This window comes from Alicyclobacillus fructus (genome assembly GCF_017329605.1).
In the GTDB taxonomy this organism is placed as follows: domain Bacteria; phylum Bacillota; class Bacilli; order Alicyclobacillales; family Alicyclobacillaceae; genus Alicyclobacillus; species Alicyclobacillus fructus.
Window position 1 is genome coordinate 28479 of sequence record NZ_JAFMTY010000020.1, and the last position, 12200, is coordinate 40678.

General features: G+C 62.0%; 13 protein-coding genes. 10 read left to right on the top strand and 3 right to left on the bottom strand.

Annotated elements, in window-relative coordinates:
• Nucleotides 1-123 precede the first annotated feature (123 nt).
• Genes J3481_RS10705 through J3481_RS10715 form a run of 3 tightly spaced genes read left to right on the top strand, consistent with a single transcriptional unit; the run spans nucleotide 124 to nucleotide 1965 of the window.
• The gene (locus J3481_RS10705) at nucleotides 124-327 is read left to right on the top strand and encodes a hypothetical protein (RefSeq protein WP_206832111.1); all 204 of its coding nucleotides are present in this window, start codon (nucleotides 124-126) and stop codon (nucleotides 325-327) included.
• 22 nt (nucleotides 328-349) lie between these two features.
• Nucleotides 350-1468 (top strand): sporulation integral membrane protein YtvI, encoded by a 1119-nt coding sequence (gene ytvI, locus J3481_RS10710; RefSeq protein WP_236011568.1) that lies wholly within the window; start codon nucleotides 350-352, stop codon nucleotides 1466-1468.
• A complete protein-coding gene (locus J3481_RS10715) occupies nucleotides 1465-1965 on the top strand; it encodes a DUF402 domain-containing protein (protein ID WP_206832109.1) in 501 nt (166 codons plus the stop codon). The genes ytvI and J3481_RS10715 overlap by 4 nt, the downstream gene beginning before the upstream one ends.
• On the opposite strand, the gene J3481_RS10720 is transcribed toward J3481_RS10715, so the two are convergent.
• Nucleotides 1936-2475, bottom strand: a complete 540-nt coding sequence (locus J3481_RS10720) for an RsfA family transcriptional regulator (protein WP_206832108.1) — start codon at nucleotides 2473-2475, stop codon at nucleotides 1936-1938. The two genes, J3481_RS10715 and J3481_RS10720, sit on opposite strands and share 30 nt — an antisense overlap.
• Nucleotides 2476-2651: 176 nt before the next feature.
• Here J3481_RS10720 and J3481_RS10725 point away from each other — a divergent pair, with 176 nt between their 5' ends.
• The 7 genes from J3481_RS10725 (at nucleotide 2652) to J3481_RS10755 (ending at nucleotide 11059) form a co-directional block, all read left to right on the top strand.
• Complete coding sequence (locus tag J3481_RS10725) at nucleotides 2652-4922, top strand: DEAD/DEAH box helicase (protein ID WP_206832107.1); 2271 nt, start codon at nucleotides 2652-2654, stop codon at nucleotides 4920-4922.
• Nucleotides 4923-4924: 2 nt separating this feature from the next.
• The gene (locus tag J3481_RS10730; RefSeq protein WP_206832106.1) at nucleotides 4925-6196 is read left to right on the top strand and encodes a ribonuclease H-like domain-containing protein; all 1272 of its coding nucleotides are present in this window, start codon (nucleotides 4925-4927) and stop codon (nucleotides 6194-6196) included.
• Nucleotides 6197-6209: 13 nt separating this feature from the next.
• Nucleotides 6210-6863 carry a YktB family protein gene (locus tag J3481_RS10735; RefSeq protein ID WP_328702113.1) on the top strand — a complete coding sequence of 218 codons (654 nt, stop codon included), beginning with the start codon at nucleotides 6210-6212 and terminating at the stop codon, nucleotides 6861-6863.
• Between the two features lie 12 nt (nucleotides 6864-6875).
• The gene (locus J3481_RS10740) at nucleotides 6876-8309 is read left to right on the top strand and encodes a bifunctional metallophosphatase/5'-nucleotidase (protein WP_206832105.1); all 1434 of its coding nucleotides are present in this window, start codon (nucleotides 6876-6878) and stop codon (nucleotides 8307-8309) included.
• Between the two features lie 5 nt (nucleotides 8310-8314).
• On the top strand, nucleotides 8315-8977 hold the full coding sequence (gene nth / locus J3481_RS10745; RefSeq protein WP_206832104.1) for an endonuclease III: 663 nt from the start codon (nucleotides 8315-8317) through the stop codon (nucleotides 8975-8977).
• An 18-nt stretch (nucleotides 8978-8995) separates the two neighbouring features.
• A complete protein-coding gene (locus J3481_RS10750) occupies nucleotides 8996-9589 on the top strand; it encodes a DUF2140 family protein (protein ID WP_206832103.1) in 594 nt (197 codons plus the stop codon).
• A gap of 81 nt (nucleotides 9590-9670) precedes the next feature.
• On the top strand, nucleotides 9671-11059 hold the full coding sequence (locus J3481_RS10755) for a spore germination protein (protein WP_328702112.1): 1389 nt from the start codon (nucleotides 9671-9673) through the stop codon (nucleotides 11057-11059).
• A gap of 35 nt (nucleotides 11060-11094) precedes the next feature.
• On the opposite strand, the gene J3481_RS15070 is transcribed toward J3481_RS10755, so the two are convergent.
• Nucleotides 11095-11556 carry an ImmA/IrrE family metallo-endopeptidase gene (locus J3481_RS15070; protein ID WP_206832102.1) on the bottom strand — a complete coding sequence of 154 codons (462 nt, stop codon included), beginning with the start codon at nucleotides 11554-11556 and terminating at the stop codon, nucleotides 11095-11097.
• A 27-nt stretch (nucleotides 11557-11583) separates the two neighbouring features.
• A complete protein-coding gene (locus J3481_RS10765) occupies nucleotides 11584-12195 on the bottom strand; it encodes a helix-turn-helix domain-containing protein (RefSeq protein WP_206832101.1) in 612 nt (203 codons plus the stop codon).
• Between the last annotated feature and the right edge of the window lie 5 nt (nucleotides 12196-12200).

Below are 12200 nucleotides of genomic sequence, written 5' to 3' on the forward strand. Positions count from 1 at the left end.
TTTTTGCGCCTTTGGAGGTGTCTTGTCCCGTCCATCCTGTCGAGTGCGAGGATGGAGTGTGGTATGATGAGAGCAATGTAGGGAACCCTCTTTTCTCGCGAGATGGGAGGCATCGGATATCCCATGTCCGTTCAGATCCGGATCATGTTCTTCCTCATTGCGCTGTTCACCATGGGCGGGTTGGCCGCTGGGGCGGTGCTCATGGCGCAGGGAGGCCACGGCTGGCTGTCCGCGCTCTGTTACGTCGTCGCTCTGTTGCTCGCCGGGCTGGGATTTGTGCTCCGCCGCCGATTCGTGAAACCGATGGCCGCGGAAAGCCAACATTGAAGGAGAGCTGCCGTTGCGACGTATGGCACGAGATGCCCAAATGCGCCGCTATCTTTGGCGAGTGCTTGAAATTGTCATCCTTTTGGCGTTCATCGCCATCTTCATTCTGGCGCTCGCCTGTCTCATGCGGTATATTCTTCCGTTCGTCATCGGCTGGGTCTTTGCCATCCTCCTGATCCCAGTGGTTCGATGGTTGGAACGCCGGGGCATGGCTCGCCTGCCGGCCGTCCTCTTGGTGCTCGGCGTGAGCGTGCTGTGCATTGTGGCCGTTTCAGCCGGGATCATCATCGGAGCGCTGCGCGAGGCCACGTCCTTCGTCTCTCACAGCCAGGTCTTCTTTCGAACGCAGCTTGCGCAGATCGAGGGCGAGATCGAAAGCAGCGAATCGTTCTATGGACAACTTCCCCCTCAGGTGTCCGATGCGGTGCAATCCACTCTGACGCAGTTCGCGCATGGCCTCGAGGGGAGCGTTCACAAGATCATCACGGGGCTTATCGGTATCGTCACGCATCTTCCCGACACCGTGTTCATCGCCGTCATCTCCGTCATTACGGCGTTTTTCATCCTGCAGCGGCGCGAGCGAATGGTGGCGCGGTTCTATCGCATGATGCCCCCGGGCTGGGCTCCGAAACTCAATGCGGTGTTCGAAGACATGGAGCGCGCGTTTCTAGGCACCATCCGCGTGCAGTTTATCCTGATGTGCCTGTCCATGTTTCTCGGCATGATCGGGATGTTTGTCCTCGGATTTCCGTACGCCATCTTGCTCGGCATTCTCTTTGGCCTGGCGGGGCTTGTACCCATTGTCGGTTCAGCTATTCTCACGGTGCCGTGGGCGGTCGTGGCGTTGGCCACGGGACATCCGGCGGTGGCGATTAAGGTGTTGGCCCTGCAGGTCGTCATCTCCATCATTCGCCACGCGGTCGAGCCGAAGATTCTGGCGGACAGCGTGGGTCTGGACACGCTGGCGACCTTGTTCGGCTTGTACGTGGGGCTCAAAGTCATGGGGTTCATTGGGCTGTTTCTCGGCCCGATTCTGCTCATTGGGGTGAAGGGGCTGCTTCGGACGCGCCTGTTCAGCGACTTTCTTCCCGCCGAGGCGGAGGCTGGAACTGCGCCGGGGCCTGGAGGGGATGAGGGGTGAGGCTCATTAGCCTGAAGCCAGACGGCAGCCTTCATCGTGTGTGGCGGGCTGCGGAACCGGGTCGGTTCGGAGGATGGTGGATCCCTCCGGGGACGCCGGTCGAGGACGCGGGAGGCGCGTGGAGTTCGCCGTATCCTGTGGCGGCCTTGGTCTGGCCGCGCGCCTGGTTTCAGGTATTCCTCCTGCTCAAGCTCGACAGGACGGATTACTACGTGAACATCTGTACTCCGCCTTGTCTCGGCGCGGATATCGTGTGGATCGATCTCGACCTCGATGTGCGCGTGGAAGCGGGGCGCGCCTGGCTGGCCGACGAGGACGAGTTTGTGCACAGAAGCCGCATGTACCCGCCCGCGTGGCGCGCCGCCGCGCAACAGGCCGCCGAGGACGTGCAGAAGGCGGTCCAGCTCGGCGCGCACCCGTTTCGGCCGTCCTTTGCCCAAGCGTTGCGCGCCGAGTGGGCGATGCGATCACGTCCCGGCGGAGCGGTTCTCAGCTAGAAGCTTTCGCGCTCGCTCCATGATGGCAAACAGCGTGCGCGAATCTTCCTCGAGCTGTTCCGGCGACAGCGCCAATTCGGGTCCGCCTTCGCGCAGCTGGGACTCCAGCGCGCGCACGCGCGTTTCCAATTCCGACTTCTCTCGCTCGATGGCCGAGACGTACTCGCGCAGCCTCTGATACTGTTCATCATAGGTCTGCAAAAATCGAATGACCTCCTGCATGGACGCCGTCGGAGCGGAGGACCCCTTCTGCGGCTGCGTTTTCACCTGCAGCGCTTTTCGCTCGGCTTTCGCCGCCTCGATCTCGTCCTGATATCGCTTGCGAATGACCCCGTTCCAGCGGTATCCGCATGCGGCGGCGGTTCTGCCGAGTTGCGCGGCCGCCTCTTCGAACGCCTTCAGTTGTGTGCTGCCCGTGCGGATGTGGCGAAGCACCAGTTGGGCGAGGCGCTCGTCGTCCTCGGGCGTCCATGCATCCGAACGCACTGGGCTTTTTTCGACGGATGCCAAGGTGATTCCTCCCTTGTCTCAGTACTATACTTATGGCCATGGCGTAGAAGTTTCATACGCATCCTACCTGTCGCTTTGTTACATGGTATGATTGATTTCTGATTTCGTGACTGAAGAGACAAGACTCGCAACGTCATCGCCCTCTTGAGTCTCTCTCGTAGAAGCGGATGATGAAGATGAACTTGGAGCAGTTGTTGGACGAATGGCGGCGCGATCCGCAGTTTCAAGCGCAGGTGTCGGCCTGGCGCGTGACCCCGGCCCGCATCGGGCGATACGCCGATTTTCCGGCGGAAATCCACCCCGAGTTGCGCGCATCCCTCGTTGCGCGCGGGATCGAGCGCCTCTATGCCCACCAGCGCGAGGCGTGGGAGGCCATTCAGTCCGGCCGCGACGTCGTGATCGCGACCCCGACCGCGAGCGGCAAGACCCTGTGCTACAACCTGCCCGTGCTCCAGGCCATCCTGCGCGATCAGAGTGCGCGGGCGTTGTACATCTTTCCCACCAAGGCGCTCGCCCAGGATCAGGTGGCGGAACTGCACGATCTCGTCCGCCATCTCAACACATCCGTCCACACGTTCACGTACGACGGCGATACGCCCGTGCATGCGCGCCAGAAGATTCGCGAGGCGGGCCACATCGTGGTCACGAATCCCGACATGCTCCACGCGGCCATCCTGCCGCACCACACCAAGTGGTTGAGGCTGTTCAAAAACCTGCGCTACATCGTGATCGACGAGGCGCATATCTATCGCGGCGTGTTTGGCAGTCACGTCGCGAATGTCCTCCGCAGGCTGTCGCGCATCGCGGCATTTTACGGGGCTCGCCCGCAGTTCATTTTCTGCTCCGCCACCATTGCGAATCCCGGCGAACTCACCGCGCGGCTTTGCGGCCGCGAGACGGTGGTGCTCGCCGATTCGGGCGCACCAGAAGGCGAAAAGCATGTGATTTTGTACAATCCGCCCATCATCGATCCGGCACTCGGTTTGCGCCAATCCGCGCTGCGGGCGGCGAGGCGCATGGGTGCCCGGTTGCTTCAGCATGAAATTCCGACCATCGCGTTTGCCCGCACGCGCAATCAGGTCGAGCTCCTGGCGTCCTATCTGCGCAGGGATGCGCGCCCCAGCGTCCGGGATCGCATCGTCAGCTATCGCGGCGGGTACCTGCCGAACGAACGGCGCGCCATCGAAAGGGGCCTGCGGGAAGGGCGGATCCTCGGCGTGGTCAGCACGAACGCGCTCGAGCTCGGCGTGGACATCGGTTCGCTTCAGGCGGCCATCACCGTTGGGTATCCCGGGAGTGTCGCCTCGACCCGGCAACAGATGGGGCGCGCTGGGCGCCGGAAAGGGGTCTCGGCTGCCATCTACGTGGCCACAAGTTCCGCGCTCGATCAGTGGATGGTGCGCCATCCCGAGGCCCTGCTGGAGTCTTCTCCCGAGGCGGCGCGCATTTACCCGGAGAATCTCCTCATCCTCATGGATCACCTCAAGTGCGCCGCCTACGAGTTGCCGTTTTCGGCAGACGAGAGATTCGGCGTCGAGACGACGGACGAGCTTCTCGGCTACTTGGTCGACACGCGCGTGTTGCACCGCGCCAAAGACGGCCGCTTCTTCTATATGGCCGACGACATGCCGGCGCACGCGGTGTCGTTGCGCAGCGCCGCGCAGGAGAACGTCGTGATCGTCGATCAGTCCGCGCATCCCCCTGCGGTCATCGGGGAGATGGATCGGTTCAGCGCACTGACCATGCTGCACGAGGAGGCCATCTACCTCCATCAATCGCAGATGTATCAGGTGGAGAAGTTGGACCTCGACAACGGGAAGGCGTTCGTGCGCCCGGTCGACTGCGACTATTACACAGACGCGGAACTCGCCGTGCATCTGCAGGTCCTCGAGGAAAACGACTGCGCGCAAGAAGGCCCGCTGCGGCATTACACGGGCGATCTCGCCGTGCACGCCACGCCGACCTTGTTCAAGAAGATCAAACTGGAGACCCACGAAAACGTCGGTTGGGGCAAGATTTATCTGCCTGAGGCGGAGTTGCACACGTCGGGATACTGGGTGACGTTCGAGCGTTCCGTCGGGTTCGCGTCGGATGACGAGTGGGAGGGCGCGCTCAAGGGACTGGGGCACGTGTTGAAGCACGCCGTGGCGTTGCACGCGATGTGCGCCGCGTCCGACGTGCACGTGGCTGTCGAAGTGCGCGATCCGCAATACGCAAAGCCTGCCGTGTACGTGTACGACGCGTACCCGGGAGGCGTCGGCATCGCGGAGCGCGTGTACCGGGACCGAGATCAGATCTTCGCGACGGCGTTCGACATGATGCAGAGCTGTCCTTGCGAAGCCGGATGTCCGAGCTGTGTCGGGCCGCCGGCAAGCGGCGAACCTCTCAAACCATGGGTGGAAACGCTCCTGTCGTCCATCATCGCAGCGGCCGCGCGGGGGGCTTGAACATGGGGCGCAGCCTCCTGGACAAGTTGAAGGATCTCGAGCGAACCGCAGGCGTGCGCAGGCCGGACGCCGATGAGACGGCGCAGGCTCGCGGGGACGAGCCGTCTGCTGTCGAGGCCGATCAGGCGATCGACCCGCGAGCGGCAGAGCTCGTTGAGGCGGGATTCCAAAGAATGGAAACGCCTCACGGGGCGGTGTGGGTTCGCGAGACGGCGTTCGATCTCTGCACCCAGTACGGCGGCCGCCCGTTCGCCGATTTTCTGTCCTGCGATTTTGAACGTCTCGGCCGGCTGGCGAAGGCCGAGATCGCGCCCGAGCGGATGATGTTTTACGACGTGGAGGCGACCGGGCTTGGACACGGCGGGGGAACGATGCCGTTTCTGCACGCCGTCGGTTCTTTCGCGGACGACGAGTTCCGCGTCGCGCAGTACTTCGTGCCGGATTACGCGGACGAGGGCGCGGTGGTGCGGCTGCTCGCGGAGGCGTGGTTCGGCCGGCGGGATGCCGTTCTCGTATCCTACAATGGAAAATCGTACGACTGGCCGCTGTTTGTGAACCGATGCGTCCTGTATGGGTTACAGCCTCCCGAGCCGGCGCATTTGGACCTGCTGCATCCCGCGCGGCGGCTCTGGAAGGGGGTCGTCCGGCGGATGAAACTCGCGGACGTCGAAGCGGCCTTGGGCGTGAGGCGCGATGGGGATCTGCCCGGCAGCGAGGCGCCGCTTCGCTACTTCGCCTACGTGGACGGGGCGCCGCTCGCCTCGATGGAAGACGTGTTCGCCCACAATCTTCGCGATGTCTGCACTTTGGCCCGCCTTGCGCTCGAGCTTGCGGATGCGCTCGCAGAAAGGACCTCGTGGCCGCACGCCTCGCCCCACGTCGGGCTTGCCACCTGGTTCGACGCGTGGCGCGAGTGGGAGTCCGCCGATGCTCAGTTTCGCAAGGCCGTCGCGCAAGAGGACGCGGATTGGCGCGCCCGCTGGCTGTTCAGCCTCTTCTTGAAGCGCCGCGGCCGATGGGAGGAGGCCCTCGATCTCTGGCTCGAGTTGGCGGACGCCTACCCGGACAGGCCGGAGCCGTACGTGGAAGCGGCGAAGTACTTCGAGCATCGCAGGCGCGATCTCGCCCGGGCCCTCTGGGCCGCAGAGGCGGCGCAGGCGCGCACCGGCGAGGGATCGCGGGAATATGGCGAGATGGCACGGCGGGTGGAACGCATCCGGCGCAAGCTCGAGCGGGAAGCGGCTTGCGAGGGGGACCCGCGTCGTCTACTGTAGAGGGAGCAAACTTGTGAGGAAGGTGCGGGCGGTGTTTTCAGGGTGGACCGCTGATGACTTTGACGCGATGACGGTGCCGGGTCTCGCTCCGCGCATGGAACGGATTCGAGCGGAGATTCAGCCGAAGTTCATCCAGTTGGCTGAACACTTCGAACCCTGGCTGACCCGCGAACTTGGAGTGCCGATGCACACGCACGTGGCGAAGCATGCCCGCCGCACGGTGCATCCTCCAGAGAGCACATGGGTCGCGTTCAGCGCGGACAACCGCGGCTACAAGAAGCATCCTCATTTCCAAATTGGCCTGTTTTCCACGCACGTGTTTGCCCTGTTTGGCTACATCGACGAGGGCGTCGACAAGGCCGCCTTCGGTTCGCGGGTTGCCGCGCGGAGCGACGACATCTTCGCCATGTTGCCCGGCGATTTCGCCGTGATCGAAGACCACACGTCGCCCGAATGGAAGCTTGTGCGCGATCTCGGCCCAGACGGGTTGAAGCGCGTCGCGGAGCGCTTGGCCGCCGTGAAAAAGGCGGAGATGCTCGTCGGCCGCATTGTCGCTCGGGATGAGGCCGCCAACATGATGGGTCCAACGTTCGTGCGGCTGGTGGAGGAGGCGTTCGCTTCCGCGCGGCCGCTGTACGAGATCGCCCGGCCCATGGCCCAGAACTAGCGGGGTGTCGACGTGCGCATTCACCTGCTTCACATGAACGATCTCCACAGCCGCCTCGAGAATCACATGCGGATTGGCGCGAAAATCCGCGCGCTGCGAACGGAGTTCGAGCGACGGGGCGAGGCCACGCTCACGTTCGATCTCGGCGACGTGCTGGATCGCGTGCGGCCAGAGACGGAGGGGACGCTCGGGCGGCTGAATGCGGATTTGATGCGCGTGCTCGGCGTGGACGGCTGGATCTTCGGCAACAACGAGGGTCTGACCATTCCCGTGGACAGGTGGGAGGACTTGGTGAGGCGTTCCGGGGCCGTCGCGTTTGGCACGAATCTGCGGCGCTCGGACGGCCGCCCGTTTCCGTTCTTCTGCGACACGCACGTGTACGAGGTCGGGCAGATGCGGATTGGGGCGTTCGGCCTGACTCCGAACTACGATTTGCCGTACCGCATGCTCGGCGTGCGCGCGCTGGATCCGCTCGAAGCCGCGCGCGGGGCCGTGGACCGGCTTCTGGCCCAGCGGGTGGACGCCATCGTCTGCCTGTCGCACATGGGGCTCCGGTTTGATCGCGAGTTGGCGCGGGCGCTCCCGCAAATCACATGCGTCCTCGGCGGGCATACGCACGAGACGATGCACGAGGCGGAGTACGTGGGGCACACGGCCGTGTTTCAGCCGGGGAAGCACGGATTTTCGTTCGGGCACACGGTGCTCGAGGTCTCCGGAGACCGGGTCGCCGCGCGTTCCGAACGCATCCCCGTGGAGCCCTGGGAGCCCTTGGACGCGCGCATGCTGCAGGTGTACGCCAGGGAACAGGCGCTCGTCGAACAGCAATTGCGCCGGCCCGTGGCCGCGCTCTCCGAACGCCTGCGGCTCGGATATGACAGCGAGTGCGCCTTCGCCAATTTGCTCACGGACATCCTGTACGACGCGTTTGACGGCGATCTCGCCCTCATGATGGCGGGCGCGCTGAACGCGAGCTTGCTGCCTGGCACGGTCGCGCTCGAGCACGTGCTCGGCGCGTGTCCGACCCCCACGCGGCCCATCGTCGTCACCATGCGCGGGGCCGACATCATCGAAGCCATCGACCTTGCGCTTCAGCCCGAGGTCCACAATCGTCAAGGCATCGGGTTTGGCTTTCGCGGCGGCAAGATCGGCGTGCTCGCCATTTCGGGCGCGATCGCCGAAATCGAGCTTCGGCCGGACGGACGGCGCGTTCGCCGCGTGCTCGTCGGCCATCGTGTCCTGGAGCCGGATCGGGATTATCGCGTCATCACCTGCGAGTACCTGTGGCTGTCCCCCGTGTTTCCGCCGTTCCGCCGCGCGCGGGACGTGACCTACGAGCGGCCGCTGGTGCGGGAGCTTCTCATCGAACATCTGGGCGATCCCGGCCGCGTGGAGCGCGCCAAGCTCCCGCGTTACGAAGTGGTGGAGCCGGTGGAGGGGAGGGCGTAGGGCGCATGGCTGAACTGGATCGCAAAACTTCGGTGCGCGTCGTAGAGCGGCTTCTCGAGGCGTATCCGGATGCGCGTTGTCAACTGCACTTCACGACACCGTTCGAGTTGCTCGTGGCGACCATCCTGTCGGCCCAGTGCACGGACGAACGGGTCAACATGGTCACCCCAAGGCTCTTTGCCAAGTATCGCGGGCCCGAGGCGTTTGCAGCGGCAAGTCCCGAGGAAGTGGCGGAGGATATCCGCGAAGTGGGGTTATTTCGGTCCAAGTCCAAGCATATCGTGGAGACGGCGCGCATCCTTGTCGACGAGTACGGGGGCGAAGTTCCAAAGGATCGCGATCGCCTGATGCAGCTTCCCGGCGTGGGGCGGAAGACCGCGAATGTCGTGGTGTCGAACGCCTACGGCGTGCCCGCGTTTGCCGTGGACACGCACGTACAGCGCGTGACGAACCGCATCGGCCTGGCCCATTCCGCCGATCCGCTCAAGACCGAACAGCAAGTCTGCGCAAAGCTGCCGCCCGAGATGTGGACCCAAGCGCACCACGCGCTCATTCTGCACGGAAGACGGGTCTGCACGGCCCGCAAACCCAAATGCGACATTTGCCCGGTGGCCGATGTATGCCAGTACGCGCAGGAGCGTTTCAAGCAAAAGGCCGAGCATGCGTGACGGAGGGAGGCGATGCGGATGTGGAAGCGGCTCTTCATCGTGCTGGCGGCACTCGATCTGCTCGCCGTGATCGCCGGACTCATCGTGTGGAACGGCCTTCCCAAGTCCGGCAGCGGCCAGCCTTCGTCCACCTCTTCCATCCCCGCGAACGCCCCCACCGTGCAGGTGGACATCGGTGCCGACGCCATCAATGCGTATCTTGCGTATGCCATTGCGCACGATCCGGAAGTGGGCCGAGTACTTGAGTCCGGCAGCGTTCAGTTCGGCGACACGTGGGTGTGCGACTTTGCGGTCAAGGTGCTCGATCACGCCCTGCCCATGCAGTTTGTCGTGACCCCCATCGTTCGGAACGGCAACCTCATCCTTCACGTGGACAGCGCCCAACTGTCCTTCATCCCCCTGCCGCGATCCATGGTTTTTTCCGTGCTTGAGCGGGCCCCGCTGCCGAATTGGATCCAGATCGACAGCGAGGCGCAGAACATCGCGCTGAACTTCACCGAGCGGCCGGCTCAGCCCTTTGCCATCCGCGTGGTGCAATACTCACCTTCGGACAAGAAACTCTCCCTTCATCTCGCCATCTCCCCTCAGGCGCTCGCTCATCAGGTCCCTTAATCATGCGCTGCGCCGGATAACTTCCGCCGCCTGGAGCAAGCTAAATGCGCGAGGAACCAGTTCGCATGGGAGGTTGCTCCAGTGGACGTGGGAGTTGGAGGCGCGCTGAAACGATTGTTGACCGTCGACGACACGGTTTTGAACGACGACTTCTCGTTGTCCAGCGACGACGAGGATCCCGGCGCAGACACGTACGGCGACGAGCCAGAGGCCGAAGAAATCAACTTTACGACAGCGGAAAATAAGATGGACACGGCCAAAAAGCCCGTCTCCATGCGCTCATTCCTGCGCCGCGCGGGGCGCGAGTACGAGGAAGCCGTCCAGAAGGCCCACGCCGGTCAGCAGGACAGGATCGAGCTCGATCTCGACGACATGAAGCGCCGCCTTTCCCGCTTCTTTCATTTGCCACAGAACAAGGACATCGTGGTCCGCGACTTCTCCGTGGGCGTCGAAGGCCGCGCGCCCTGGCGAGGCATGGTCGTGTACGTGGACGGACTGGTGGACAAGAACGTCATCAACTGGGCCATTCTCGAGCCTCTGATGGTCTGGTCGCATCTGGCGGACGATCCGAAGCGAACCCTGACCTATGTCGTCGAACACCTCGTCCCTGGCCATCAGACCCAGCTCATCGAAAAGTGGTCCGAGGTGGTGTTCAACGTTCTCGCCGGATCGACCGTGGTGTTCCTGGACCGGTGCGATGCTGCGCTCGTGATCGAGTCGAAAGGCTGGGAGCACCGCAGCGTGGCCACGCCGAAGATGGAAAACGTGGTCCGCGGATCGCAGGATGCCTTCACCGAAAACTTTCGCACCAACACAGGCCTTGTGCGCATGCGCCTGCGTTCGGAGCACCTGGTCACCGAGATCCACGCGGTCGGAAACCTGGCGAAGACGGACGTCGCCATCATGTACATGCACGGCGTCACCAATCCGAAGCTTGTCAAGGAAGTGCGCCGGCGAATTGCGGCCATCGACGTCGATTACGTGCTTGACGCCGGGATGTTGGAGCAGTTCATCGAAGACCGGCCCAGCATGATGATTCCGCAAGTGCTCGTGACGGAACGCCCGGATCGCGTGGCCGCGATGCTGGCGGAGGGCTACGTCGCCATCTTTGTGGGGCACAGTCCCGTGGCCATCATCGTGCCGGTGGTGTTGTGGTCCCTCATGCACACGTCGGAAGACACCAATCTGCGCATCATTCCGGGCACTTTCATCCGAACCATTCGCTGGGTGGCGCTCCTCACCGCTCTGTTGTTGCCGGGTCTGTACATCGCGGTGACGAACTACCACTCGGAGATGTTGCCGACCGACCTCATGCTGGCCATCGCCGGAAGTCGCGAGCAAGTGCCGTTTCCAGTCGTGGTCGAGGTGCTGCTAATGGAATTCGCCATCGAGTTAATCCGTGAGGCGGGCATTCGGATCCCATCAGTAATAGGACCAACGATTGGCATCGTCGGTATAGGAGTTAACTAAAGACCCCCGTCGCGAAACCTGACATAGCACGGGGGTCAAATGTATTCTTCCGTGATTTCGCAAATGATCTGAGCAAGACGTTGGCTGTCCTTATACTTCGTTGCTTCGTGAAGGAGGTCCCGAAACCACGAAACATTCATGATATGAGGCCCGCGGTCTCCGCATAGCAGAAGTGACGCAAACAAATTTGCCTCGCGTTCAAATTTATCGTTGCGAATGACATCAGAACGATCCACGTGAAATCCGTTTATCGAGTGCTTTAGCCGATCGTGACCAAGCTCATGCGCACAAATGAAGCGTTGCCAGAATGCTGATATTTCGGAGTTGATGATTATGTAGCGGCTTCTTGATGCTTTTGTAAAAATCCCTCTTACATGTTCCGACATAGGCTTCTTCCAAACAGTGATGTTGAGTCGTTCGCACAAAACGAAAGGGTCGCGGGTACGATGCCGCCGAATCAGTCGACTTACCACGTCGTGAATTGCATTGGAGTCCATGGTTACCACCCCGCAACCCACTGCTTGCTATTCTTTCTTTCGACGATTTCTCCTCTTGGCATCACGAAATACTGCAGCCAAAATTTCTTTGATTCGTTCTTTGTCATCGTCATCCAGTGGTTGACCCTCAAACATTACATCAGATTCATCCAGAAAGCGTATCAGATCTTTGGGCTGATACCAAGCATTATATGGCCCAGGGTCGTGAGGGTCGTTTGTATCACCCACGAGATAGGCGGAGGTCACATCTAATAATTCCGCCAGTCGATTCAATGTAGCGACTCCAGGATAACGAAGTGGATTTTCTTCGAGGCCGCTTAAATACGCCTCGGAAAGCTTGAGTCTTTCGGCAAGTTCTCTGATCTCCAAGCCTTTCTTGATACGTGATTCCTTCAAACGTCTGGCGAACACCTCAATTTTAGAACCTTCTTGCGGGGACGGCTGATCGGTCAAACCAAGAAGATAGTCCGTGCTCACGCGGAAGAAATCCGCGAGCTTTCGCACTGTATCGAAATCCGGGCGCCGCCTGCCCTTTTCGTAATGTGAGACAGCAGCTCGGGTCAAACCAACAGCTTCTGCAAGCTGATCTTGACTTAGACCATGCTCAACGCGCAGCCGTTCCAGCCGTTCTCCCAACACGTCCG

Bases quoted from the DNA above. Each gene is read 5' to 3' on its own strand.
- J3481_RS10750 (WP_206832103.1), top strand. From the start codon at position 8,996: ATGTGGAAGCGGCTCTTCATCGTGCTGGCGGCACTCGATCTGCTCGCC.
- J3481_RS10730 (WP_206832106.1), top strand. From the start codon at position 4,925: ATGGGGCGCAGCCTCCTGGACAAGTTGAAGGATCTCGAGCGAACCGCA.
- J3481_RS15070 (WP_206832102.1), bottom strand. From the start codon at position 11,556: ATGGACTCCAATGCAATTCACGACGTGGTAAGTCGACTGATTCGGCGG.
- nth (WP_206832104.1), top strand. From the start codon at position 8,315: ATGGCTGAACTGGATCGCAAAACTTCGGTGCGCGTCGTAGAGCGGCTT.
- ytvI (WP_236011568.1), top strand. From the start codon at position 350: ATGGCACGAGATGCCCAAATGCGCCGCTATCTTTGGCGAGTGCTTGAA.
- J3481_RS10725 (WP_206832107.1), top strand. From the start codon at position 2,652: ATGAACTTGGAGCAGTTGTTGGACGAATGGCGGCGCGATCCGCAGTTT.
- J3481_RS10705 (WP_206832111.1), top strand. From the start codon at position 124: ATGTCCGTTCAGATCCGGATCATGTTCTTCCTCATTGCGCTGTTCACC.